Genomic DNA, 22980 nt, shown 5'->3' with positions numbered 1-22980 from the left:
CATCTCCATCCGAGGGGACGGCCTTTCGCGCCCGCGCGGCGGAGCCGCATCTCGGCAGAGCCGCAAGTCGGCAGAGCCTCGCGCCCCTGGGGAGTGCGACCGGCCGTTCGTCGCGAAGGCCGGCGACGCCCCTGACGGGGCTTCGGACGGCGGGGTTCAGCCGGCCGGGGCCGGGTGGGCGGCGAAGAACTGCCAGAAGACGGTGGTCGCGTCCAACGCGGTGGACGGGGTGTCCAGGCCGAGCACCCGCTGGAGCACCGGACGGTTCGGAGAGCCGGGCCACTGGTGGCCGGCCCCGGCGATGGTGATCAGCTCCACCGCGCGGCCGTCAGGACAGGCCGACAGCGAGGTGGTGACCCTCGCCGCGGTCGTGACGGCCGGCGCGGCGCAGCGGTCGGTGGCCCGCCACTGGGCCACCACCGCGGGCACGGCGGGCCCGTCGATATGTGCCGGGCCCTCGCCTGGACCGCCGGCGTAGGGGATGTTGTGGTCGGCGGTCCCGTGGATGTGGAGCAGGGAGACCGGCGTCGGCGCGGGGCAGTCCGCCATCTGCGTGGCCGAGTCGACGCCGACCGCCGCGAAGAGGTGCGACTGGCAGGCCAGCCGGTAGGCCATCATCCCGCCGTTGGAGATCCCCGTCGCATAGATCCGGCGCAGGTCGAGCGGGACCTGTCGGCCCAGCGTGCGGACGACCGCCTCCACGAAGGCCACGTCGTCCGTGTTCCGCGTGCCCGGCACGCCGCAGCAGCCTCCGCCGGAGTTCCAGGCGTGGTCCCGGCCGTCCGGATACACCACGAGGAAGTGTCCCGCGTCGGCCTGGCGGTCCCAGCCGTAGGAGCTCTCCGCCTGCTCCGCGCTGCCGAACCCGCCGTGCAGCATCACCACCAGCGGCGCGGGCCCGGCCAGCGCGGCGGGCCGGTAGACGCGGTAGCTGCGGCTGATCCCGTCGACCGTCAGGCCCGCGGAGGACCGGCCGACGGGCAGCGGGCGGACCGTGGCAGCCGGAGCGCCGGCCGTCGCCGACGGGCGGCAGCCCGTGGCGGACAGCAGGGCGAGCAGCGCGAGCGTGACCGCGAGCACCGCGCGGGTCGTCTTCCGTGGCATGACGGTCTCCCTCCGTCGACGTCAGGGGCAGTGCAGCAGCGGACTTTGTGGAAATCCTGGCAGCGCCGGACCTGACGTGGTGTCATCCTTGCGCCGGACGCGCGGTCCGGTCGCGGGCGTGAGGAGGCAGCAGCGTGGCGGATGCCGGGCCGGTCCTGAAGGACCTCGGTGACGAGAGCGAATCGCTGGACGCGGTGGTGGCGCGGGACGAGGTGGACTGGTCCGCCGCGACGCCGGCGCCCGGGTGGACGATCGCCCACCAGATCGGACATCTGGCCTGGACCGACGCCAGGGCGCTGATCGCCGTGCGCACGCCGGAGGCCTTCCCCGAGGAGATTCTCCGCGCGCTGGAGGGCGGTGAGGACTTCGTCGGGATCGCCGCGGCCGAGCAGGCGCGGAAGCCGCCCGGCCGACTGCTCGCGGAGTGGAGGGACGGCCGTGCGGCGCTGCTCGACGCGCTCGCGGCGGCCGATCCCGGCGCGCGGTTCCCCTGGTACGGGCCGCCGATGAGCGTGGCGTCGATGGCGACCGCACGCCTGATGGAGACGTGGGCCCACGGTCAGGACGTACGCCAGGCCCTCGGTCTGCGCTCCGCGCCCACGGCGCGGCTGCGCCACATCGCCCGCCTCGGCGTCCGGACCAGGGACTTCGCCTACGGCGTGCACGGCCTCACCCCGCCGTCGGAGGAGTTCCGGGTCGAACTGACCGCCCCCGACGGCGAGCAGTGGGCCTACGGCCCGCCCGACGCCCCGCAGCGGGTCACCGGCCCGGCGCTCGACTTCTGCCTGGTCGTCACCCAACGCCTCGCCCCGGCCGACAGCGCCCTCCGCACCCACGGCGACGACGCCGCCGCCTGGCTCCTCCTCGCCCAGGCCTTCGCCGGCCCCCGGGCCCCGGCCGCACGCCCCGCGCCTGACGCCGGGCCGCGATGGCTTCAGCTCCGGCTGAGCCCGGCCGACCCCAGCTCCGCCTCAGCCCGGCTCCGGCTACGAGCCACGGGACGGGCGTGGGAGATCACAGTTTGCACAGCATGTGCGCACGGTTTAGTCACAAACCGACCAGTAGGGGGAGCTCGGAGCAAAACGCACAGGAGACGCCGCTAGCGTGCCGGAACGCGCTCCATGGGCGCGCCCGCCCGCGCCAACGCCGTCACCGACCCGCGAAGAGACCGCCACGTGAGCCTCACCGGCAATGCCTTCTTCTACACCCTCATCCTCGCCACGGTCGTCGCCATCGTGCTCACGACGCTCGCGTGGGGAGCCGTGCGCGGGCCCAAGGCCCTGCGCTGGCTGCTTCGTGTGGGGATGATCGGAGTCTGCCAGGTCACCGCCATCGCGGTGGTCGCGGTGTGGATCAACAACGACAACGGATTGTACACGTCCTGGACGGACCTCCTGGGCGACACGAGCGCGAACAACGTGACGCTTCCGAGCTCCGACACCGCCTGGGCGAAGGCGGTGTTCGGGCCGGGGCCGTCCGGTTTCGAGAGCGCCATGTACAAGGGCCCGGTCTCCGGCCTGACCGGTCAGGTGCTGGTCTGGACGCCGCCGCAGTATGACCAGACGAAGTACCAGAACGACAGGTTCCCCGTCATCGTGCTGCTGCACGGCTACCCCGGCTCGACCAAGACCTGGCTGGCCGGCGGCAAGATGCCGCAGTCCCTGGCCCAGATGATGGCCAAGGGGACCATGAAGCCCGCCGTGATCGTCGTGCCCACGATCGACCCGAACGGCAAGAACACCGACTGCACCGACTCGAACGGCGTCAGGAACGGCACCTGGATCGGCACCGACGTGCCGAACATGATCAAGAGGCAGTTCCGGGTCCTGGACAGCGCCCACGGCTGGGGCCTGGTCGGGATCTCCACCGGCGGCTACTGCGCCGTCAGGATGGTGCTCAAGCATCCCGACCGCTTCGCCACGGCCGTGGCGATGAGCCCGGACGACTTCCACGGCGATCCGTCCAACGTGTCCACCAAGGGCGTCCTCGCCTCCGAGAACCCGCTGGCGCTGCTGCGCAGGACCGGCCCGGACACCGATGTGTCGATCATGGTCGCGACCAGCCTCCACGACCGTTACAGCACCAAGGCCAACGCCGACGCCCTGCGCACCGCGGCCAAGTTCCCCGTCCAGGTGGCGACTCCGCTGCTGCTCAAGGACGGCGGGCACAACTGGGGCACCTGGACCTCGATGTACCCCTCGCTCTTCCCCTGGCTGAACGCCCTGCTCGACGCCCCGCAGTCGGAGACGACCCCGACCACCCACGCCGCCAAGAAGCACTAGCCAGGCCCTGTCCGGCGGCAAACAGCCGAGCCGCGGCCCCGGGGCCGCGGCTCGCGCCGGGAGGTCAGAAGCTCAGCGACTTCAGCGACGCCGCGTCGTAGGAGGCGAGCTCGTCGAAGCGGCCCGCGAGCACCTTCGCCGCCCACTGCGGGTCCTGCAGCAGCGCGCGGCCGACCGCGACCAGGTCGAACTCCTCGCGCTCCATCCGGTCGAGCAGGTTGTCGATGGACCGCAGCGGCGAGCCCTCGCCGACGAAGGCGCCCAGGAAGTCGCCGTCCAGGCCGACCGAGCCGACGGAGATGGTCGGCCGGTCGGTCAGCTTCTTCGTCCAGCCGGCCAGGTTGAGGTCCGAGCCTTCGAACTCCGGCAGCCAGTAGCGGCGGGTCGAGGCGTGGAAGGCGTCGACACCGGCCGCGGCGAGCGGGGCCAGGATGGCCTCCAGCTGCTCCGGGGTCTCCGCAAGGCGCGCGTCGTAGGCCTCCTGCTTCCACTGCGAGTAGCGGAAGATCACCGGGAACTCCGCCGAGACGCGCTCGCGGACCGCGGCCACGATCTCCTCGGCGAACTTCGTCCGCGCCACCGGGTCGCCGCCGTAGGCGTCCGTGCGGCGGTTGGTGCCGGCCCAGAGGAACTGGTCCACCAGGTAGCCGTGGGCGCCGTGCAGTTCCACGCCGTCGAAGCCGATCCGCTCCGCGTCGGCGGCGGCGTCGGCGAACGCGCCGATCACCGCGTCGAGGTCGCTCCGGGTCATCGCCCGGCCGCCGTCCTCGGAGCCGTCCAGGCGGACACCGGAGGGGCCGACCGCCGGGGCGTCGGCGAACGGCGGCTGGCCCTGCTTGCGCACCATGCCGATGTGCCACAGCTGCGGCACGATCGTGCCGCCTGCGGCGTGCACCGCGTCGGCGACCGCGGCCCACCCGGCCAGCTGCTCCTCGCCGTGGAAGCGCGGCACCCGGTCGCTCTGCCCGGCCGACTCGTGCCCGACGTAGGTGCCCTCGGTGACGATCAGTCCGACGTTCGCGGCGGCACGGCTGGCGTAGTAGGACCTGACGTCCTCACCCGGGACGCCGCCCGGGGAGAACATGCGGGTCATCGGCGCCATGGCGATGCGGTTGGGGACGGTCAACCCGTTCAGCGCGACGGGCCGGGACAGGATCTCGGCGGCGCGGGAGACGACGGACTCGGCGATGGTCATGAAGTTCCTCGGGGGTGAAGACGGCTGTGCGCGCGGAGACCGCGCGCAGGTGACAACCGTCGGTGCCCAGGGGGCATTTCACGTGCCGGAACAGCAGCCCTATGACAACCGTCACCTTGACGACACTCCCGGCGGCGGGGCCGGCCCGGCGCTTCGATAGGGTCGGCCCATGAGCGAGCAGGCGCGGGCGCCCTTCGGCGCGTTCCCCACCGTCCACCGCGCGGTCGACATGCGCGCCGATCTCGCCGCGCCGGTGGCCGCGGCCCTGGAGAGCTGGAGCGACCGGGAGGCGGCCGAGTCCGTGCTCCACGTCGACAGCGACCCGGCGCAGGCGGACACGGCCGCCTTCTGCGCCGCGTACGACGTGCCGCCGGAGCTCTCCGCCAACTGCGTGGTGGTGGCCGCGAAGCGCGGCGGGGAGACCACCCTCGCCGGCTGCCTGGTCCTGGCCACCACCCGCCTCGACGTCAACCAGGCCGTCCGCCGTCACCTCGGCGCGCGCAAGGCGTCCTTCGCGCCGACGGACACGGCGGTCGAGGCGACCGGCATGGAGTACGGCGGCATCACCCCCGTCGGGCTGCCGGGCGCGTGGCCGCTGCTGGTCGACGCGGCGGTGGCCGCCGCGCCGCACGTGCTGATCGGCAGCGGCTCCCGCCGCGGCAAGCTGATCCTGCCCGGCTGGGCCGTGGCCCGGCTGCCGGGCGCCGAGGTTCTCGCCGGCCTGGCCACGGCCCCGACGACGGCGCCCTCCGCCGCCGAGGCCGACTGAGCGTCGCGGCAGGGTCCCGTCAGTGCCCGTGGGCGTCGCGGACGGGCGTTGCGGACAGGCCGGGGCAGGAGCTCGGGGTGAGGGCTCAGGTCAGCAGTTCGACGTAGCCCTCGGTCCCGTGCACGCGGATCCGCTGCCCGTCCCGGATCACCCGGGTGCACTCCGCCACACCGACCACGGCGGGCAGGCCGTACTCCCTGGCGATCACCGCGCCGTGGGTCATCAGCCCGCCCACCTCCGTGACCAGGCCCGCGATGCCCACGAACAGCGGCGACCAGCTGGGGTCGGTGAACGGCGTGACCAGGATGTCGCCCGCTTCGAGAACCGCGTCCGCCATGTCGAGGACGACGCGGGCCCGGCCCTCGACGGTCCCGGCGGACACCCCCAGGCCGACCAGGGCGCCGGACGGCACGTCGTCACGGCGGTAGGACCCGGTCAGCGCCTCGCCGTCCGAGGTGAGCACCCGGGGCGGGGTGAGCGCCCGGTACGCCAGGAACTCCTCCTTGCGCCGCCGGATCAGCTCCCCGTCCACCCGGTTCGCGCACGCGGCCTCGTGGAACTCCTGGAAGGTCAGGTAGAAGACGTCCTCGGGCTCGGCCAGCACGTCCGCCCGCGTCAGACGCTCGGCCTCCCGCATCAGGGCCTGCTTGTAGACGAAGTAGCGGCTGACGATGCCGTACTTCGGGTACTCCCGGTACCCGATGAAGGTGCGGACCCGGTCGATCATCCGCTTGGCCTCGTCGGCCTTCCCCTCGCCGTCCGGCAGGGCCCGCAGACGTGACAGCACGTCCTGTTCCTTCTGCAGCGCCCGCTGCCGCCCCTGCTCGAAGCGCCGCTCGGCCGCGCCCGGCTCGAAGTTCCTGACGTTGTCGAGGATCACGGGCACGAGCGTGCCCGGCCGCTCGCGCCAGCGTGGCCTGGTGATGTCGATCTCGCCGACGCAGCGCATGCCGTAGCGGTCGAGGTAGCCCTCGATCGCGTCACGCGCCTCGGTCCCGCCGGGGAGCTTGGCCAGCTCCTCCAGAAAGCCGTCGTCCTGCACGCCCCGCAGGAAGTCCACCACCTCGGGCCGCGACCGGATCACGTCCGCGACGTCGAGAAGCTCCAGGCCCATCTCCGAGGTCACGTTGCCGGGGGCGGAGAGGGTGAGCGTGTCAGCCGCGTTCTTCTCGCCGAGCCACGCCTCCAGGTTGTCGTTGAGCCACCAGGTGGCCTCCATCCCCGCCATGATCGCCTGGATGTTCAGCGGATCCGCGAGCACCCGCTTGTGCTCACCGAAGGCCTCCAGCAGGAAGTCGAACAGCGCCGGCCCGGTCTTCGTCCGGATGTCCCGCTCCAGCGCGGCGACGGATGCCCGGCTGCGCTCGACCAGGTCGGCGACGATCGCCGGATCGGTCGCGAGCGGCTCGGGCGCGGCGCCCGCCGGGGCACGGCCGGAGCCGGGCCGGACCCGGGGGGCGGGAGCGGGGCGAGGAAGTCTGCGCGTTCGAGGACGGTCTCCAACGCGTCCCTGACCAGCGGGTCGCCCCTCCCCATCACCTCCAGCAGCGCCGCCCGGCTCCCCGGCGCGGCGAGACGGTCGGTGGCGTCGACGAACAGCCTCCCGCCGGCCTCGTGCATCGCCACCATGGCCGTCAGCCGCCACATGGACAGTCCCAGCGGCTTCATGGCGTCGGTCATCATCTGCTGGTGCCCGACGGAGACGTAGACGCGGTTCCTCCGGTCGCCCGACACGGAGGCGGGGACGGGGAACAGGGTGGTGATCGGACGGCTCTGGACGAACTGGAAGCCGTCGTCGGTCAGGCACCATTCGATGTCCTGCGGGCAGCCGAAGTGCGCCTCGATCCGCCGCCCGAGCTCGACGAGCCGCACCACCTGGGCATCCGTCAGCGCCGGTTGCCCCTGCCGCCGCGCGTCGACCGCCACCTGCCGGGTGCCGCCGGTCGGCACGGCGAGCACGGCCCGCTGTTTGGCGGCGATGGTCCGGGAGACGACCTCGCCGTCGCGGACCTTGAGGACGTCCGGGTTCACCAGACCGGAGACCAGGGCCTCACCGAGACCGAAACCGGCGTCCACGGTGGCGACCTTCCGGTCGCCGGTCACGGGGTCGGCCGTGAAGAGGATGCCGGACGCCTCGGGGAGGACCATCCGCTGCACGACGACCGCCATGCGGACCGTGCGGTGGTCGATGCCGTTCCGCTGACGGTAGGTCACGGCCCGCTCGGTGAACAGCGAGGCCCAGCAGCCGCTGACGTACCGGAGGATCTCCGTCGGTCCGACGACGTTCAGGTAGGTGTCCTGCTGCCCGGCGAAGGAGGCCGTCGGCAGGTCCTCCGCCGTCGCACTGGACCGGACCGCGTAGGCGCCCTCCTCGCCGAACCGGGCGAGCGCGGCCGTGATCGCCGCCGCGACCTCGTCCGGAACGGCGGCCTCCTCGACGGTCCGACGGATCCGCGCGCTGAGCCTGCGGATCGCCTCCCGGTCCTCAGGATCGACGCGTGACAGCCGGTCGAGCTGATCGTCGATCGGCGCCCCGGCGAGGACCCGCAGGAAGGCGTCCGTCGTCACGCAGAAGCCCTCCGGCACGCGGACGCCCCCGATCCGGCACAGCCCGCCCAGATTCGCGCCCTTGCCGCCGACGAGCCCGGCCTGCGTTTCGTCGACCTCCCGAAGATCCCACACGTACTGTTCGGTCATCGCGACATCACCGGCGTCTCCCACTCTGTCGAACACCATCCCGGGCCCGTGGTGATTCCCTGGCCCGTCCTGCTCCCGTTTCCGCAGGTTGTGGCGTCAGCCGACGATTGTGCGGCACGACGGGGGCCTTGCGGCAAGCCCCCCGGCACGCTATAAGTTGAGAGTGGCGAGAAGAGTGTTCTTCTCGCCGTTTCGCTTTTCCGCCGCAGGAATTCTCTCCGACCGGCCCGACCGGCCGGTCAGGCGCGGTAGGCGGCGAGGAAGGCGGTCACCGCATCGTCCGCCAGGCGGTCCAGTTCGGCGGGGGAGGGCAGTGCGCCTTCGGGGTCGAAGAGGAACGTGTCCAGCGTGCTGCCGAGTACCAGGTAGGAGAAGTGCTGGGCGGCCCGACCGGGGTCGGCCGCGGTCAGCGCGCCGCGCCGGTGCAGTTCGGCGAAGCTCTCGGTCAGTGCGGCGATGACGCGTCCGGGGGCCCGGCGGTAGTACTCCGCGGCCAGGTCGGGAAAGCGGGCGGCCTCCACGATGATCAGCCGCCGCAGGCGCAGCACCTCGGGGCGGGCGACGGTGCGCAGGTGGCGCCGGCCCAGATCGTGCAGGGCGGCCGGCAGGTCCTCCGCCTCGGTCAGCCCGCCGACGAGCTCGTCGGCGAAGTGCCCGGCGGTGCTGGTGAAACCGAGGACCAGCTCGGTGAAGAGGGTCTGCTTGTCGGCGAAGTTGTTGTAGATGCTGCGCTTGGACACCCCCGCGAGCGCGGCGATCTCGTCCACGCCGGTGTCCTGGTAGCCGTTGCGCAGGAAGAGCGTGGTGGCGGCCTCGGCGACCGCCGCCCTGGTGCGCAGGGTCCGCGGGTCGGGGCCCCGGTCGCGCGGGCCCTGCGGCATCCTCACGGCGGACTCCGGTTCCCGCGCCTGCGCCGACATGCCGCTCCCCGTCCACTTCGGTACTGTTTGGTATACAAGATAGTGCACCATTCAGTGTAGAAGTGTGCCCGCGCAGACCTGGCGGTGCCACGACCATCGAGGAGATGGTGACCATGCTGTTCGAGGCGACCGTCGAGCCCACCGGAAAGACCACCACCGGCATCCCCGTCCCCGACGAGGTGCTGGCCGAACTCGGCGGGGCGAAGCGCCCGGCCGTACGGGTGACCCTCAACGGCCACGTCTACCGCACCACGGTCGGCGTGATGGGCGGCCGCGCGCTGATCAGCGTCAGCGCCGCGGTCCGCGAGGCCGCAGCGGTAGCCGCGGGAGATCCGGTGGCCGTCGAGGTGGAGCTGGACACCGAGCCCCGCGAGCTGCCGGTCCCGGCCGATCTCGCCGCGCTGCTGGACGCCGACACACGGCGGTTCTTCGACGGCCTGTCCTACAGCCGGCGGCAGCGCTTCGTCCTGCCGATCGAGGAGGCCAGGACCGAGGAGACGCGCCGGCGCCGGATCGACAAGGCCGCCGAAGCCCTGAGCGCCCGCAGACAGCAGCCCTGAGTCGCTACCGCGGCGGCGTCACTGCTGGTTGCCGGTGTTTCCAGGGACGACGGGGTGCACCTCGAGGCCGGAGCAGCCGGGCAGCTGGACCGAGACGATCCGCGTCGACGCGCGGGTGCCGGGCGGGGTGACGAGCAGGCCGGCGTAGGTGGGGCAGCTGGTCGCGCCGCCCGCGGGCACGTCGGTCGCCTCCACGCGCGCCGACACCGCCGAGTGCGCCGCGACGAGCACCGTGGCCGGTGCGGTCGCGGACGGGGCCGCCCCGCCCATCATGCCGCGCAGCGTCCGGCGGGCCTGCGCGACCTGGTTGTCGTTGGAGTCCAGGCCCGCGACCCCCGGGTAGCCGTGCAGGGTGCAGGCGTGGTCGGTGTAGTTGGTGAACGACAGCACGACGGCCAGGTGCCCGGCAGCGCCGTCACCCTGCCCCGCACCCACGGTGATCTGCGACCCGGTGCACGGAGCCGGACCGGCGGCGGCCGTGGCCGTCGCCCCACCGCTGCTGCCGCCGCTGCCACCGGTGCTGCCGCTCGTCCCGCTGCCGCCGGTGCCACCCGAGCCATCGCCGGAACCGCCGGAACCGCCGGACGTCGCGGCAGCGGTCGCCGGGGCGGTCGTGGAACCCGTCCCGCCGGCGGCCGGCGAACCGGTCGAGGTGCAGGCGCTGACAGTGAGACAGAGGGCGGACGCCGCGAGGATGCCAAAGGCTGAATACTTCTTCATGACCTTGAAGACGGTCGCCCCTGGCCCCGCGTTCCTGGCCCGGTGTCACAAAGCTGTCCCGTCCAGGACACCGGACCGTGCACGAATGGCTGTCGCCCCGTCACGCACGGGCGGGGCGCAGCCGGGCTAGGAGAACAGGAACGTCGTCCAGGCGGCCAGGGCGAAGGCCGGGGGCAGGGCGAGGACGGCGCCCACGGCCACGCCCCAGCCCGGCCGGCGTCGGCCCCGGAACCGGATCCGCGAGACCGCGAAGCCGAGGCCGCAGGCAAGAAGCAGCAACAGCAGCTCGAACGACACGAACAGCACGCGGCACCTCCGGAGACAAGTCACCGCAGCCTAGTCCCCGCCCGGAAGGACTCAGGCGTGCAGCCAGGTCACCGGGAAGGTCGTGCCGGTGAGGGGGCCGTCCTGGGTGAGGAGGACGCCGCTGCGTTCGAGGTTGGTGGTGCTGACGGTGCCGGCGGTGGCGAAGGACTGGCCGTTCGCGGTGACGTCGGTGAACTGGACCTGGTGGAAGTCCGGGCAGGGCGGGATGGTGCGCGAGCCGATCGCCTCGACGATGACCTCGGCGGAGCTGAGGGCCACGCCGGCGGCGGACTTGGTGTAGGTCTTGGTCCAGCCCTGGGTCGGGTCGGCGAGGGTCAGCGTGAAGGTGCCGTTGCCGCTGGTCGTGACCGAGGAGGTCATGGTGTCGCCGGCCTTGACGGTCTCGGTGAAGTAGATCGAGTTCGCCGGGTACATCTCGACCCACGGGTTGTACTGGACGGTGCGGTTCTTGGTGCAGACCGCGTCGAGGCCGATCTGCTCGACGCTGCTGCTGGTCCACCCGTCGAGTCCGGACCAGAAGGATATGTCGCCCGCGGTGGCCGAGCAGTCGAGCGCCGGCACGGTCCAGTCGCCGGTCACCGAGTGGTAGGTGCCGCCGGTGACGGCGTAGCCGCCCCAGTTGTCGTTGCCGCTCGCGTGCCGGTCCAGGTGGTGGTTCAGGTGCGGCGCCGCGGCGGGCGCCACGGGCGCTGCTGTCGCCGGAGCCGCGGCCAGGGCGGTGAGCGCGGAGGCGAGTGCGAGGGCGGCAACGGTGGGCAGGGCGGGAGGGCGCACGGGTGATTCCCCTGTCGTCGATAGGCCAGACGGGTGATCTGACGGTGCGACAGAGAATCGTGAATCAACCGGGTCATGTCAATGAGGCGTGGACGGGGAAGCCGCCAGGCCGCGGCCTCACTTCCCGCGCGGGACCGGGCGGTCCGGGCGGTCCCGGCGGGTGGGGCGGGCGGGGCGGTGCTCGAGCCAGCTGATGGTCGCGCCGAGGCCGCCCGCGAGCAGGGCCACGACGCCGACGCCCGCGAGCAGCGGCCGGTGGACGGCCGCCGCGAGGACGAGCAGCAGCGCCGCCAGGGCGATCACGTTCCAGGACACGACGGCCAGCGGCCTGCGCCACATCGCGCCCCGGACGGCGGCAAGGCTGAACCGTGCACGCGTCAGCGTGCCGAGGCGCGCCGCGAGGCGCGGGTCGGAGGCGGTGAGACGCCGGTCGATCTCCGCCAGGACACGGCGGTCGTTCATCGAGAGTCCCGTGCCGGTCCCTCCTGTCCATCGGCTCCCGACTCTCCGCGAGCGGGGTACCGGACCGGCGACTTCCGCTGCTCGCCGTCGACCGGCCGACCGACCGTCACTGTGTGCTCCTCAGACTCCGCTGCGGTGGTAGTCGAGCTCGAAGTCCACCGCGCGCGCCCCGGCGTCCGGGGCGGCCAGCCGTGCCTCCAGTCCGCGACCGAGCCGGTCCCAGCTGGCCTCGAACTTCTCGACGCCGTCGTCCTCCAGCCACTGGACGACGTCGTCGTAGTCGACGCCGAGCCCGGCGAGATCGCGCAGCACCTTGTGGGCCTCGGCGTAGCCGAAGCGCAGGTCGCTGACCGGAAGCGCGCCGTGGTCGGCGACCGCGTCGAGGGTCGCCTCGGGCATGGTGTTGACGACGTCGGGGGCGATCAGCCCGGTCACGTAGCGGGTGTCCTCGTACCGCGGGTCCTTCACCCCGGTCGAGGCCCACAACAGCCGCTGCGGCCTGGCGCCGTCGTCCATCAGCCCCTTCCAGCGCTCGGTGGAGAAGGCCTTCTCGTAGTGCTCGTAGGCGATCCTGGCGTTCGCGATCCCGGCCCAGCCGCGCAGCGCCTGGGCGCGGTCGCCGCCGAGGCGGTCCAGCCGTCGGTCGATCTCGGTGTCCACCCGTGAGACGAAGAACGAGGCCACCGAGGCGATCCTGGACAGGTCGTGGCCGGCGTCGCGGGCCCGCTCCAGACCGGTCAGGAAGGCCTCCACCACCTGGTCGTAGCGGGTCAGGGAGAAGAGCAGGGTGACGTTGACGCTGATGCCCTCCGCGAGGCAGGCGCTGATCGCCTCCAGCCCCTGGGCGGCGGCGGGGATCTTCACGAAGAGGTTCGGCCGGTCCACGGCCCACCACAGGGCGCGCGCCTCGGCGACGGTGCGGTCGGTGTCGTAGGCGAGGCGCGGGTCGACCTCGATCGAGACCCGCCCGTCCCGCCCGCCGCTCTCCGCGTGCACGCGGTGCAGCAGGTCGCAGGCCCAGCGCACGTCGTAGGTGGTGAGTGCGCGGAGCGCCTCGTCGACGGTGACCCGGCGCAGGGCGAGATCCGCGATCTGCCGGTCGTACAGGTCGCTGCCCTCGATCGCCTTGGCGAAGATCGTCGGGTTGGTGGTCACGCCGACGACGTTCCGGTCCCGCACCAGCGCGGCCAGGCTGCCGTCCGCCAGCCGCCTCCGGCTCAGATCGTCCAGCCAGACCGACACCCCGGCCTCGGCGAGCCGGTCGAGCACGTCGTTGCCCATCTCCGCCTCCGCTCCCTCGTCTCCCACGGCACACGTCCCACCCAAGCGGCTAACCCGCCCGCCCGCCCGCAAACCCGCCGGGGGTCGGCCTGGTGCACGGCGAACGGAGCTGGGCAGACACCGCGCATGTCGGTCGGCCCCGCCGAGCGCGCCAAGGGTCGGATCGCCGGGCAACGCGGTGGCGCCCCCTGCCGCGGGCCACACCCGCCGTCCCGGCCCTGCGCCGCCCTTACCGGCGCCGGTAGGGGCGGGGTTAGGCAGCAGGAGAGCCTGCCCGTGGTCCGGCGTTTCGGCCGCGGGCTCGGAGGCGGGCTCCTCTGCCGGTCCGTCAGATCTCTTGTCCTGGAAGGGGATGGAGGAGGATCGGCGACAGCGGAGGTGAGTACGCGTACTCATGCGCGCTGGGGAAGGCGACCGGCAGAGTGGGTGCCCGCAACCATGTCTTCCGCGGACCGGCCCCGATCGGTCCGGACGCGCGCTTGTCGCGTTGCGGGCGATGACCGGAAGGGGAGCCTGATGGCGCGGGGGAACTGGCAGGCGGGGCTGTCCCGAGTGGCGATCGCGGTGATCGTCCTGCAGGGGATCGTGCTTGTCCTCCTGCTCGGCCTGACCTGGGCGCTGCTGAACGGTGACGGCTGGTTCGACAGTCGTCACGACCGCGCCCTGCTGTGGGACGACGCGGCCGTGGTGACCGGTCTCGTCTGCCTGGCGCCGCTTCTGGGGTTCGCCCTGCTGCGGCGTTCGTCCGGCGTGTTCGCGGGGTTCACGACCCTGATCGTCTCGGGCCTGGTGCTGCTGGCCGTCCGACCTGCCTGAGGCGTGGGCGGTGGGACCCCGGTGTCGCCGCCACTCCGCCCGGTGCTGTTCGCGGGAACCGGAACGGGGAATGAGCACTCCGGAGACATGGGTCCGTCCAGCGAAGGAGGGATACGGCATGAGCGTGACCGTTGAGCAGGTTCTTGCTGCCAAGTCCGACGGCGGTCGCACGGTGCACACCGTGCGCAGGGACAGTACGGTGCTGGCGGCGCTCGCCCTGATGGCCGAGAAGGGCATCGGCGCCCTGGTGGTCATGGACGGCGAGGAGATCGCCGGGATCGTCACCGAGCGTGACTACGCGCGGAAGGTCGAACTGCGTCAACGCCTGGCCGGGGAGACCCGCGTCGAAGAGATCATGACCGAGAGGGTGCGCTACGTCGAGCCGGGCCAGAGCGTGGACGAGTGCATGGCGCTGATGACCGAACACCGCATGCGGCACCTGCCGGTGCTGAGCGGCGGGCGGTTGAGCGGCATCGTCTCCATCGGTGACCTGCTGAAGCAGCAGATCGCCGACCAGCAGTTCACCATCGACCAGTTGGAGCACTACATCCACGGCGTCCCGACCGTCGTCCGTCCCAGGTAGCCGACGGCGCGGCGGGGCGGCCCGGTCAGGCCGGGGCTTCCGGCCGCGGGCCGGGGCGGATCTGCAGGCCCGGGCGGCGCCGGTGCACCGTTAGCCAGGACAGGCCCGCGTCCCCGGCCGTGAGCGCGCGGGTGGAGCCGCGGGGCAGCCAGTACAGGGAGCCGGCGGTCAGCCGCTCTGCTCCTCCCGGCGAGGTCAGCACGCCGCTGCCGGCCACGACCAGCAGCAGTACGTCGAGGTCGGGCTCGGTGTGCGTGCCGACCTGCCGGCCCGCCTGCAGATGCACGAGGTTGGCGTCCAGCTGGCGCCCCGACTCGGCCAGCTTCCACACCGCCCCGGCGCCGTCCGGTCCCAGCCCGGCGGTCAGCGCCTGGACGTCGCAGAGCAGGCTCGGCACGGGCCCGGTGGTGTCGCCGTCCTCGGCCGAGGCGTCGTCAGTCACGTTCGGCCGCCCGTCCGATGCGCACACGCCATTGCTCGGGGCCGGACTCAAGGCACGGCTCGGTCGGGAGGGCGGAGCTGTGGATCGTGCTGCTCACACGGTGAACCCTACCCGTGCCACGCGGCCTGCCCCTATCGGAGCTCGTCCGCCGCGTCGCCCGCCGTGGCGCCCGCGGCGTCCGGCTGCCGGGCGGTGAAGTCCCGGTCGCGGATGAGCACCGCCGACAGCACGCCGCCGGCGAGCGCCAGGACGGCCGTGACCACGAGCAGGCGGTCCAGCGCGTCGGTGAAGCTCGAACGGATCGCCACCTGGAGCTCGTTGCGCAGGGGCGCGGGGACCGAGCCGGTGCTCGCGCGGCCCTGGCCCTGGCGGACGGAGGCGAGGATCTCGGCCGAGCGCCCGGCCAGCGGAGTGCCGGCCAGCGCGTGGGTGAGCCGCTCCTGCAGCGAGGTGGCGAAGATCGAGCCGAGCGCGGCGATGCTGGTGGCGAGGCCGATCTGACGGAAGGTCGAGTTGATGCCGGACGCCATGCCGACCCGCTCGGGCTCGACGACGCCGATGGCGGTGGACGCCAGCGGCGGGTTGACGAAGCCGGCCCCGACGCCGGAGACGACGAAGCCGGGGATCAGGTGCGTCCAGGCGCTGTCCTGGTTCAGTCCCGCCATCAGCAGCAGGCCGACCCCGACGGCGAGCAGGCCGGGACCGATCAGCCACCGGACGGGCACCCGTTCGCTCAGCCGCCCCGCCACGGTGGCGGCCACCAGCATCGAGCCGCTGGAGACCAGCAGTCGGGTGCCGGTGGCCAGGGCCGAGTAGCCCAGCACGTCCTGGAGGTAGAGCACCAGGTAGAGCAGCATCGCGAAGAGTGAGCCGTTCATCGCGAACGCGGCGCCGAGGCCCGCGACGAAGGTCGGTTTGCGGAACAGGCTCAGGTCGAACATGGGGTCGGCGACCACGAGTTCCACCAGGACGAAGCCGACCAGCAGGGCACCGCCCACCGCCAGAGCGGTGATTGCCGTGGTGTCGCCCCAGGTGGTCTCCCCGGCCCGGATCAGGCCGAAGACCAGGCCCACCAGCCCCAGGGTCAGCAGCACGAAGCCCGCCACGTCGAGTCGGCCGGGACGCGGCGCGCGCGACTCCTCCAGCCGTCGGCTGGTGACGGCCAGCGCGGCCACCCCGATGGGGACGTTGACCAGGAAGATGCCGCGCCAGCTGATGCCCGTGGTGATCAGGCCGCCGAGGATCGGCCCGAGCGAGACCGCCACGCCCGTGATCGCGCCCCACACGCCGAAGGCGACGCCGCGGTCCCGGCCCCGGAAGCTGTGGCCGAGCAGGGCGAGCGAGGTGGCGAACATGATCGCCCCGCCGAGACCCTGCCCGGCGCGGGACAGGATCAGCATCAACGAGGTCTGCGCGAGCCCGCAGAGCAGCGATCCCGCGGTGAAGACCACCAGCCCGATGAGGAAGAGCCGTCGTCGCCCGTAGCGGTCCGCCAGCACGCCGGAGGTCAGCAGGAACGAGGCGAGGGCCAGCGCGTAGGCGTCGACGACCCACTGGACGTCGCTGAACCCCGCGTGCAGCGCGCGCTGGATGTCCGGCAGCGCGACCACGACGATCGTGACGTCCAGCAGCAGCATGAAGGTGCCGACGCAGACGGCGATCAGGGTCCACCATTTCCGGTCCGTGCGACGTCACCTCCTGGGTCGTGGCAGCCTGCCGGACGTCATCCGTCCTCGAGCCCGTCCTCGAGCCGGGACGGCGCGGGCCGAGCCGGGTGGTCGACGAGCGTGTAGCGGGCGGGCTCGCCGCCGGCCAGCGGCCGGCCGAAGCCCCAGTCCGCGTCGGCGGCCGTGCAGGAAGCGACCGTGACGTAGCGCGTCCGGGTACGCCAGTCCCCGGTGTCGGCGAGGTCGGCGGTGACGTCGAGCCGGAATTCGCGCGCCTCCGCGCCGGTGGGAAGGTACACCGGAGCCCGGTCGTACAACTGGACGCGGAAGACCCGCACCTGGGCCTCGCTCCCTGGTCCGCCGTCGGGCGTGATCACGACCGAGGCGATCCTGGCCAGGCCCAGCGCAGCGGGGCTGTAGGCGGTCAGGCCGGTGTCGCTCAGATGCCGGGAGAGGCCGTGGAAGTCCGTCTCCTGGAACAGGGTGACGCCGGCCGGGCGACATGGCGGAGCGGTCGTGGGGTCGGTGGCGGTCATGCGCCGCGTCTGCCCGCTGTTTCCGGCCTCACACCGCGGGCCGCCGCATGCTTCAGCGGAGTCAGGGCAGGCGCTCCCTATGGTTGCCTACATCATCTACCTGGTCCTGATCGGGCTCGTCGCCGGCGCCGTCGCGCGGCTCGTGGTCCCCGGACGCGATCCGATCGGCCTGCTCGGCACGGTCGTGCTGGGCGTCGTCGGGTCCTTCCTCGGCGGTTTCCTCGGCGACGAGTTCCAGCTCCACCACTGGTCGCACTCCTTCCACACCAGCGGCCTGCTCTGGTCCATCCTCGGCGCGGTGATCGTCCTGCTGATCGCCAGGCTCGGCACCCGCGGCCGCGCCTGAGCGCCGCCGCCGTCCGTGGCAGGCCCCGGGTGCCGGGGGATACCCGGGGCTGCCGGTCACAGGAGCGGGGCGTCAGTCCGCGTCCCCGCTGGCCGCGATGCACTCCACGTCGATCTGGTCCGCGAGCCGGTCGAGGACGAGCGCGGCGTCCGCGACCGACTGCGCCTCGGTGGGGTCGCTCTCCACCCAGCTGCGGTACTCGCCGGCGATCTCGCGCAGCAGGTCGGTCACCTGCTCGGCGGGGATCAGCATGCCGCCCTCGCCGAGGGCGACCAGTGGGAGATCGACGCTGATCACCGGCTCCGCCCCGTCCCGGCCACCCCTGCCGCCCCCGTTTCCCCGGCCGCCCCCGGCGGAGCGTCGGCGCGGCGGCCCGTCATGGCCAGCAGCAGGGTCTGCGAGTCCGCGTCGTTCGGCACCGGAGCCGGCGGGTCGAACAGGCCCGAGGGGGCGAGCCGGTCGGCGTAGCCGGAGAGCTCGCGCAGCGCGAACGCGACCAGGGACTCCGGCAGCCGCTCGTCGGCGCCGGTCGCACGGGCCAGGTCCCAGCAGTGGACCACGAGGTCCATGGTCAGCTGGCTGACCAGATCACGCGCGGGGGCGGGTCCCGACCACAGCCGCACGGTGCCGTCGAGTGCGGCCTCGTCGTGGACCGCGCTCTCCGCCTCGACCGCCGCGTGCTTGAAGGCCAGCGCCGGGTCGTCTCCGAGCAGGTCGCCGTCGAGGCGGTCGCCGACGGACCCCGCCGAGACGCCGGACAGCAGCAGGCTCAGCCAACGCTGCTGCACCGTGACGTGGTTGACCAACTGCCGCACGTTCCACTCCCGGCAGGGGGTGGCGGACCGCCACTGCTCCGGCTCGACGTCCCTGACCAGCCAGTCGAAGTGGTCGAGCGCCGCGCTGTGGGCGCGCGGCAGAGCGATGGACGGCTGCCTGTGGGTGACCATGGTGCTACTCCTCGACGAACACCCGGAAGGATCTCCGGATCCGGCGACTGCCCGGTCCGGACCGCTTGACACCACGTTCCGCCTCCGTGTTCATCCGCGTGCATCGCCTCGGGCCGAGCGGGTAGGCGCGGCCGACCGGATGAACCACTCGAGGAGGAGTGATCACGTGCCGGTCCCCGAGCCCGTCCAACCCGACCCGGTCCCGCCGACGCCGACGCCACCGCCGCCGGGCGGACCGCATCCCGGTCCCGGCCCGGGGCCGCGCCCGGAGCCGCTGGGTCCGGACCCTGTTCCCCCGCCGGCACCGGAGCCGCTCGGCCCCGATCCGGTGCCGCCGCCCCCGCCGGGGAAGCCGGGCCGGGGCCGGGGCTCCCCGAGCCCGCGCCGCAGCCCGCGCCGGCGTGAGCGCCTACGCGGTCGGCCAGGAATCGACGGTGGTGCGGTCGGGGTTGGCGACCGGTGCCTGGTGACGAGGGAGTCCGCCGCACGCCGGGTGAGGGCGCTCGGGAAGGCGGGAACCGGGCCGGCCCGTGAACCACCGCCAGAACTCCTCTGCGACGAGCTCCGGTTCGGCCCCCACCGCGCGCGCCGCGCGGACGATGTCCGCCCGCAACGGCTCGTCCCCCACGCAGAACGGACAGGTCCGCCCGGCGGTGGGGCCGACCGGCGCTTCGTTCGGGGCAGGCGTCGGATCAGGGCCCGGCAGCTCACCCGAAGGGCCGGATGCGAGCCCGGCGACGGTGCGGCGCGCCACCGCCTTCATCGACGAGCACGCCGACAGGGACATCGCCCTGGTCGACATCGCGGCGGCCGCCCACGTCACCCCCCGCAGGCTGCAGTACGCGTTCCGCCGCCATCTGGACAACACGCCGCTCGGCTACCTGCGCGACGTGCGGCTCCGGCGCGCCCAGGACGAGTTGATGGACGCGGACCCTGAGCTCACCACGGTCACGCAGATCGCCGCGCACTGGGATTTCCTCCACCCGGGCCGCTTCGCCACCCGCTACCAGGCCGTCCACCACTGCCCGCCGAGCAGCACGCTCCGGGGCTGAGCACCGGCCGAGGCGGTCGGGCCGCGCTGCTACGACCGCAGGCCGGTCGGGTCGCGGTCCGGCTCCGACAGCCGCAGTTCCGCCCAGACCGTCTTGCCCGCGTGCCGCGCGACCACGCCCCAGCGTCCGGTCAGGCGTTCCACCAGGTAGAGGCCGTGGCCGGACGGCCGCTCCGACCGGTGGGGCCGGATCAGGCGCGGGGGCTCCGGGCTGCCGTCGCTGACGGCGACGCGGAGCCGGTTGCCGTGCCAGGACAACTCGACCGAGCTCGCGCCGCCGCCGTGCTGATGGGCGTTGGCCAGCAGTTCGCCCGCGACCAGCACCGCGTCGATCGACTCCCCGCACTCGGCGTCCAGGCCCCACCGGGCGAGTGTCTCCCGCACGTGGCGGAGGCCCTCACCCGTTCCGAGCGGCCCGTCGTACCGGGACAGGCAGGCCCGTCCCGTCGACGCCGTACTCCGTGCACTCACCGGACACTCCCAGCTCAGTGGTCGGATCAGCCACCCCGCGGCTACCCCTTGGTGCCGCCCTCACACCTCGGGACCTTCGTTCGGCGGCCCGAAATCCGCACCGGCTCTTCGTTCCGGGTATTGCTTGCGCGCAGCCGCCGCTGACCACCGATTCCGCGGCAGGACTGGCTCTGGATGACCAGGTGGGGATCCTGTGTCGGACGCGTGAACCCCGGCATGCCGCGCCGGTCGCGAGCACGAGTCCGGAGACGATGGCGTCGCGGGTTCGACCCCAGGGTGGTCCGGGCCTGCCTGTTCGGGCCTCGCCGCTTCGACTCGCCTCTTCTCGGCGAGGCCCGACCCGGAACCCTGCGGCAGCTCCACCCCCCGGCTGCCGCAGGCGTGAGGTGCGGCGGTGCTCCGAGCAGGGCGCCGCCGCACCCCGAACCCTCGCCGCCCTGCGTCGTTCCCTTCGCCTCGCACGCGTGAGGAGATCCGACCGGGTGCGCGTTTGAAGCGCCGATACGCGGTCAGGCGCACACGGACAAGGGCACACCGGGCTCTCGATCGTAAGATCTCCTTCGACCGGTCGGACACGCGATGCGTTGAGGCGGTGACAGCTGGTGGATCTGACCCGTGTGGTTCAGATCATGGGAACTGCGATCGCGGGGGAGGACGGCGCGGCCCTTCCGCGTCGGCTCTGCTCCGCGCTCGACGAGGTGCTCGAGGGCCGCGGCACCGTGCTGGTGCTGATGGCACATCTCTCCCACCACCGCGTGCTCGCCGCCAGCGACCCCGACACCGAACGGCTGGGCGGGCTGGAGTTCTCGTTGGGGGAGGGTCCCGGCCTGGACGCCGTCGCGCGGTGCGTTCCCGTCATGGCCGGCGACCTGACCGGCCCCGACGTGGACCGCTGGCCCGCGCTGGCCGTGACGGTCGCCGACGCGGGCCTGCCGGTGCGTGCCGTCTTCGCCTTCCCGCTGCATCTGAGCGGGGTGAGCTTCGGCGTCCTCGAGGTGTGCCGGGACCGGCCGGGAGAGCTGGACGAGACCGAGACCGCCCACGGGCGCATCGCGGCCGACCTGGCCAGCGTGGCACTGGCCCGCTCGTTCGAGACGATGTGCAGCGGGAGCCCGCTCGCCGCGCCCGCCTGGCTGGACGAGCCCGGGGTCGACGGCGTCGAGATCGACCAGGCCGTGGGCATGGTCATGGCCCAGCTGCGGGCCACTGCCGACGTGGCGCTCTCCACGCTGCGGGCCCGCGCCTTCGCGGAAGGCCGGACGGTCGGCGAACTGGCGCGGGACGTGCTGAGTCGGCGGGTGGGCTTCAGGCCATGACCGCCAGGAAGAGGGGTAGCGTTGGAAACGACTAGGGAGGTGGGTGTGGGCCGTCCCGAGGAGCTGAACCAGGCCTTCGCCGAGCTGGCGGAGACCCTGGTCGGAGCCTTCGATCTCGCCGAGACGCTGGAACGCGTGCTCGGCTGCTGCGTCGACGCCTGCGGCGCCGCCGGTGCGGGCATCGTGATCGAGGACGGGCACGGCAAACTGCGGGACATCGCCTACTCCGACGACAGGGTCAGGCGGCTGGAACGGCTGCAGGTGCAGATCAACGAGGGGCCGTGCGTGGACTGCGTGCGGCTCGGTCACCCGGTCGTGGCCGTGGACCTGATCGGGGCGCGCGACCGCTGGCCCAGGTTCGCCGAGGCGGCGGCGGAGTCCGGGTACCTCGCGGTCCGCGCGATGCCGCTGCGCTTCTACGGGCGCACGGTCGGCGCGCTCAACATCTTCGGCCACGACGGGGCCGAGTGCGCGGAGGAGCGGCTGCCCACCGCGCAGGCCTTCGCGGACCTGGCGATGGTCGCGATCATCCAGCACTCGCACGCCGAGGAGAGCCCGGCCCTCCACATCACCCAAGCGCTGGCGGCCCGCTCGGCGATCGAGCAGGCCAAGGGCATGCTCGCGGAGGACGGCGGGCTGACCGTCGCGCAGGCGCTGACGGCCCTCCGCGCCCACGCGGCCCGGACCGGGCAGGGCATCACCCGGCTGGCCCGCGCCGTGGTGCGCGGCGACGTCGGCACCGAGGACGTGCTGGTCACCCGGCCGACCGAACCGCGCTGACGGCCCGGGTCAGACGGGCTCCGTGCGCACCAGACGGTCCGCCAGCTCCGCGGGGCGGCTGAGGGCCGCCAGGTGACCGCCGGGGATCTCCTCTACCTCCAGGCCCAGCCGGTCACGGACGACCAGGCGCTGGAACTCCAGGGGGAAGAACCGGTCCTCCCGGCCCTGGAGGAACCGGGTCGGGACCTCCGGCCAGCGCGTCAACGGCCACGGCTGGGCGAACAGCGCGGCGGGCGGGGGATTGCCGCCGGCGGCGAGCGCCTCCTCGGTCACCTCGGCCGGGACGTCGTGGAAGAAGTCGGCCCGCAGGTCGAACTCCGGATCGGCGCCGCGTCCGGTGGCCAGCGCGTACGCGGACCTGGCCTCGGCCTGGCCGGTGTTCTCCCACCAGTCGCCCGCGGTCTCGCCGGGCGCCGGAACCATCGCGTTGAGCAGCACCAGCTCCGCGACGGGCACCGGCAGCCGCCCGCACATGAGCGGAGCGGAGAAGCCCGCCAGCGACTGCGCCACCAGCACCAGCGGCCCCGCGAGCCCGCCGTGCTGCCCGACGGCGGCGGCGACGGCCCCCACGAACTCCTCCAGACCGGCGGAGTCGTCGCTCGGGAGGTCCATCGTGACGGCGTCGTGCCCCCGGGCCTGCAGCTCCGGCACGAGCCTGTGCCAGAACCAGGCCCGGCCGTCGGCACCGGGAACGAGCGTGAAGGTGGCCATCGTGCTCCTCCGTCTCCGTGGTGCTGCCCGCGTGTTCTTGACGCTCCCTCCGACGCTACCGGGCCCCACCGACAGAGGGCGGGACGCCGCCCGGGCGGACGCGCCGACCGAGCCGACCCGGACGCGGAGGGAACACTCGCCTGACCGCCTGACCGCCTGACCGCCTGCCGCTTGCCTGAGCGCCGACCGCGTGCCCGGTCGCCCGCCGTCGATCCCGTCGCCT

General features: G+C 73.1%; 25 protein-coding genes and 1 pseudogene. 10 read left to right on the top strand and 16 right to left on the bottom strand.

What is annotated here, in order from left to right; all coding sequences use genetic code 11:
* Positions 1-156: 156 nt before the first annotated feature.
* Entirely contained in the window at positions 157-1104 is a 948-nt protein-coding gene (locus tag BS83_RS14300; protein ID WP_037604255.1) for an alpha/beta hydrolase family esterase, read from the bottom strand.
* Between the two features lie 134 nt (positions 1105-1238).
* Between BS83_RS14300 and BS83_RS14295 the strand changes: the two genes are divergently transcribed.
* A complete protein-coding gene (locus BS83_RS14295; RefSeq protein WP_063774164.1) occupies positions 1239-2207 on the top strand; it encodes a TIGR03084 family metal-binding protein in 969 nt (322 codons plus the stop codon).
* Between the two features lie 18 nt (positions 2208-2225).
* Positions 2226-3386: an alpha/beta hydrolase gene (locus BS83_RS14290; protein ID WP_051943043.1), complete on the top strand. Its 1161-nt coding sequence runs from the start codon at positions 2226-2228 to the stop codon at positions 3384-3386.
* Between the two features lie 64 nt (positions 3387-3450).
* Here the strand turns inward: BS83_RS14290 and BS83_RS14285 are convergent, their stop codons facing one another.
* Positions 3451-4581: an NADH:flavin oxidoreductase gene (locus tag BS83_RS14285; RefSeq protein ID WP_037604254.1), complete on the bottom strand. Its 1131-nt coding sequence runs from the start codon at positions 4579-4581 to the stop codon at positions 3451-3453.
* Between the two features lie 169 nt (positions 4582-4750).
* Here BS83_RS14285 and BS83_RS14280 point away from each other — a divergent pair, with 169 nt between their 5' ends.
* Complete coding sequence (locus tag BS83_RS14280; RefSeq protein WP_084713480.1) at positions 4751-5350, top strand: YbaK/EbsC family protein; 600 nt, start codon at positions 4751-4753, stop codon at positions 5348-5350.
* Between the two features lie 85 nt (positions 5351-5435).
* Here the strand turns inward: BS83_RS14280 and rph are convergent.
* Together rph and BS83_RS14270 are read right to left on the bottom strand one after the other, a co-directional pair.
* Positions 5436-8047: pseudogene (gene rph / locus BS83_RS14275) on the bottom strand (rifamycin-inactivating phosphotransferase).
* 239 nt (positions 8048-8286) lie between these two features.
* Positions 8287-8928 carry a TetR/AcrR family transcriptional regulator gene (locus BS83_RS14270; RefSeq protein ID WP_063774356.1) on the bottom strand — a complete coding sequence of 214 codons (642 nt, stop codon included), beginning with the start codon at positions 8926-8928 and terminating at the stop codon, positions 8287-8289.
* A gap of 143 nt (positions 8929-9071) precedes the next feature.
* Here BS83_RS14270 and BS83_RS14265 point away from each other — a divergent pair, with 143 nt between their 5' ends.
* Entirely contained in the window at positions 9072-9527 is a 456-nt protein-coding gene (locus tag BS83_RS14265) for a DUF1905 domain-containing protein (RefSeq protein ID WP_232248305.1), read from the top strand.
* Positions 9528-9545: 18 nt separating this feature from the next.
* Here BS83_RS14265 and BS83_RS41815 read toward each other — a convergent pair whose 3' ends face one another.
* The 5 genes from BS83_RS41815 to tal all read right to left on the bottom strand — a co-directional run bounded on the left by BS83_RS41815 (position 9546) and on the right by tal (position 13091).
* The gene (locus tag BS83_RS41815) at positions 9546-10247 is read right to left on the bottom strand and encodes a DUF4232 domain-containing protein (RefSeq protein WP_051943042.1); all 702 of its coding nucleotides are present in this window, start codon (positions 10245-10247) and stop codon (positions 9546-9548) included.
* 126 nt (positions 10248-10373) lie between these two features.
* The gene (locus BS83_RS14250; RefSeq protein ID WP_037604252.1) at positions 10374-10553 is read right to left on the bottom strand and encodes a hypothetical protein; all 180 of its coding nucleotides are present in this window, start codon (positions 10551-10553) and stop codon (positions 10374-10376) included.
* Between the two features lie 51 nt (positions 10554-10604).
* Positions 10605-11348, bottom strand: a complete 744-nt coding sequence (locus BS83_RS14245; protein ID WP_051943041.1) for a G1 family glutamic endopeptidase — start codon at positions 11346-11348, stop codon at positions 10605-10607.
* Between the two features lie 117 nt (positions 11349-11465).
* Positions 11466-11810: a DUF3040 domain-containing protein gene (locus BS83_RS14240; RefSeq protein WP_037604251.1), complete on the bottom strand. Its 345-nt coding sequence runs from the start codon at positions 11808-11810 to the stop codon at positions 11466-11468.
* A gap of 120 nt (positions 11811-11930) precedes the next feature.
* Positions 11931-13091 (bottom strand): transaldolase, encoded by a 1161-nt coding sequence (tal, locus tag BS83_RS14235; protein ID WP_051943040.1) that lies wholly within the window; start codon positions 13089-13091, stop codon positions 11931-11933.
* Positions 13092-13607: 516 nt separating this feature from the next.
* On the opposite strand from tal, the gene BS83_RS14230 reads away from it, so the two are divergent.
* On the top strand, positions 13608-13907 hold the full coding sequence (locus BS83_RS14230) for a hypothetical protein (RefSeq protein ID WP_037604250.1): 300 nt from the start codon (positions 13608-13610) through the stop codon (positions 13905-13907).
* 118 nt (positions 13908-14025) lie between these two features.
* A complete protein-coding gene (locus BS83_RS14225; RefSeq protein ID WP_037604249.1) occupies positions 14026-14490 on the top strand; it encodes a CBS domain-containing protein in 465 nt (154 codons plus the stop codon).
* A gap of 25 nt (positions 14491-14515) precedes the next feature.
* Here BS83_RS14225 and BS83_RS14220 read toward each other — a convergent pair whose 3' ends face one another.
* The 3 genes from BS83_RS14220 to BS83_RS14210 form a co-directional block, all read right to left on the bottom strand.
* On the bottom strand, positions 14516-14932 hold the full coding sequence (locus BS83_RS14220) for a cupin domain-containing protein (RefSeq protein WP_037608925.1): 417 nt from the start codon (positions 14930-14932) through the stop codon (positions 14516-14518).
* A 131-nt stretch (positions 14933-15063) separates the two neighbouring features.
* Entirely contained in the window at positions 15064-16593 is a 1530-nt protein-coding gene (locus tag BS83_RS14215) for an MFS transporter (RefSeq protein WP_269664892.1), read from the bottom strand.
* A 62-nt stretch (positions 16594-16655) separates the two neighbouring features.
* Positions 16656-17135: a hypothetical protein gene (locus tag BS83_RS14210; protein WP_037604247.1), complete on the bottom strand. Its 480-nt coding sequence runs from the start codon at positions 17133-17135 to the stop codon at positions 16656-16658.
* A 79-nt stretch (positions 17136-17214) separates the two neighbouring features.
* Here BS83_RS14210 and BS83_RS14205 point away from each other — a divergent pair, with 79 nt between their 5' ends.
* Positions 17215-17481 carry a GlsB/YeaQ/YmgE family stress response membrane protein gene (locus BS83_RS14205; protein ID WP_063774163.1) on the top strand — a complete coding sequence of 89 codons (267 nt, stop codon included), beginning with the start codon at positions 17215-17217 and terminating at the stop codon, positions 17479-17481.
* A gap of 72 nt (positions 17482-17553) precedes the next feature.
* Here BS83_RS14205 and BS83_RS14200 read toward each other — a convergent pair whose 3' ends face one another.
* Positions 17554-17778: a DUF6213 family protein gene (locus BS83_RS14200; protein WP_037604246.1), complete on the bottom strand. Its 225-nt coding sequence runs from the start codon at positions 17776-17778 to the stop codon at positions 17554-17556.
* Entirely contained in the window at positions 17775-18428 is a 654-nt protein-coding gene (locus tag BS83_RS14195; protein WP_063774162.1) for a TIGR03086 family metal-binding protein, read from the bottom strand. Before BS83_RS14195 ends, BS83_RS14200 begins: the two co-directional genes overlap by 4 nt.
* A 740-nt stretch (positions 18429-19168) precedes the next feature.
* On the opposite strand from BS83_RS14195, the gene BS83_RS14185 reads away from it, so the two are divergent.
* On the top strand, positions 19169-19480 hold the full coding sequence (locus tag BS83_RS14185) for a helix-turn-helix transcriptional regulator (protein ID WP_037604244.1): 312 nt from the start codon (positions 19169-19171) through the stop codon (positions 19478-19480).
* Between the two features lie 29 nt (positions 19481-19509).
* On the opposite strand, the gene BS83_RS14180 is transcribed toward BS83_RS14185, so the two are convergent.
* On the bottom strand, positions 19510-19950 hold the full coding sequence (locus BS83_RS14180; protein WP_198035234.1) for an ATP-binding protein: 441 nt from the start codon (positions 19948-19950) through the stop codon (positions 19510-19512).
* Positions 19951-20579: 629 nt separating this feature from the next.
* Between BS83_RS14180 and BS83_RS14175 the strand changes: the two genes are divergently transcribed.
* Complete coding sequence (locus BS83_RS14175; RefSeq protein ID WP_157597176.1) at positions 20580-21266, top strand: GAF and ANTAR domain-containing protein; 687 nt, start codon at positions 20580-20582, stop codon at positions 21264-21266.
* Between the two features lie 45 nt (positions 21267-21311).
* Positions 21312-22046 (top strand): GAF and ANTAR domain-containing protein, encoded by a 735-nt coding sequence (locus tag BS83_RS14170; protein ID WP_037604243.1) that lies wholly within the window; start codon positions 21312-21314, stop codon positions 22044-22046.
* A 9-nt stretch (positions 22047-22055) separates the two neighbouring features.
* Here the strand turns inward: BS83_RS14170 and BS83_RS14165 are convergent, their stop codons facing one another.
* Positions 22056-22757 carry an alpha/beta fold hydrolase gene (locus BS83_RS14165; RefSeq protein WP_037604242.1) on the bottom strand — a complete coding sequence of 234 codons (702 nt, stop codon included), beginning with the start codon at positions 22755-22757 and terminating at the stop codon, positions 22056-22058.
* Between the last annotated feature and the right edge of the window lie 223 nt (positions 22758-22980).

The organism is Streptacidiphilus rugosus AM-16 (assembly GCF_000744655.1).
Lineage (GTDB): Bacteria > Actinomycetota > Actinomycetes > Streptomycetales > Streptomycetaceae > Streptacidiphilus > Streptacidiphilus rugosus.
The sequence above is the reverse complement of the archived record's forward strand: the minus strand, read 5'-3'. Positions and strand labels throughout refer to the sequence as shown.

Coding starts and splice junctions, on each gene's coding strand:
- BS83_RS41815 (WP_051943042.1), bottom strand. CDS start 10,247: ATGAAGAAGTATTCAGCCTTTGGCATCCTCGCGGCGTCCGCCCTCTGT.
- BS83_RS14210 (WP_037604247.1), bottom strand. CDS start 17,135: ATGACCGCCACCGACCCCACGACCGCTCCGCCATGTCGCCCGGCCGGC.
- BS83_RS14240 (WP_037604251.1), bottom strand. CDS start 11,810: ATGAACGACCGCCGTGTCCTGGCGGAGATCGACCGGCGTCTCACCGCC.
- BS83_RS14290 (WP_051943043.1), top strand. CDS start 2,226: ATGGGCGCGCCCGCCCGCGCCAACGCCGTCACCGACCCGCGAAGAGAC.
- BS83_RS14285 (WP_037604254.1), bottom strand. CDS start 4,581: ATGACCATCGCCGAGTCCGTCGTCTCCCGCGCCGCCGAGATCCTGTCC.
- BS83_RS14205 (WP_063774163.1), top strand. CDS start 17,215: ATGGTTGCCTACATCATCTACCTGGTCCTGATCGGGCTCGTCGCCGGC.
- BS83_RS14165 (WP_037604242.1), bottom strand. CDS start 22,757: ATGGCCACCTTCACGCTCGTTCCCGGTGCCGACGGCCGGGCCTGGTTC.
- BS83_RS14265 (WP_232248305.1), top strand. CDS start 9,072: ATGGTGACCATGCTGTTCGAGGCGACCGTCGAGCCCACCGGAAAGACC.
- BS83_RS14280 (WP_084713480.1), top strand. CDS start 4,751: ATGAGCGAGCAGGCGCGGGCGCCCTTCGGCGCGTTCCCCACCGTCCAC.
- BS83_RS14270 (WP_063774356.1), bottom strand. CDS start 8,928: ATGCCGCAGGGCCCGCGCGACCGGGGCCCCGACCCGCGGACCCTGCGC.
- BS83_RS14230 (WP_037604250.1), top strand. CDS start 13,608: ATGGCGCGGGGGAACTGGCAGGCGGGGCTGTCCCGAGTGGCGATCGCG.
- BS83_RS14175 (WP_157597176.1), top strand. CDS start 20,580: ATGGGAACTGCGATCGCGGGGGAGGACGGCGCGGCCCTTCCGCGTCGG.
- BS83_RS14225 (WP_037604249.1), top strand. CDS start 14,026: ATGAGCGTGACCGTTGAGCAGGTTCTTGCTGCCAAGTCCGACGGCGGT.
- BS83_RS14300 (WP_037604255.1), bottom strand. CDS start 1,104: ATGCCACGGAAGACGACCCGCGCGGTGCTCGCGGTCACGCTCGCGCTG.
- BS83_RS14195 (WP_063774162.1), bottom strand. CDS start 18,428: ATGGTCACCCACAGGCAGCCGTCCATCGCTCTGCCGCGCGCCCACAGC.
- tal (WP_051943040.1), bottom strand. CDS start 13,091: ATGGGCAACGACGTGCTCGACCGGCTCGCCGAGGCCGGGGTGTCGGTC.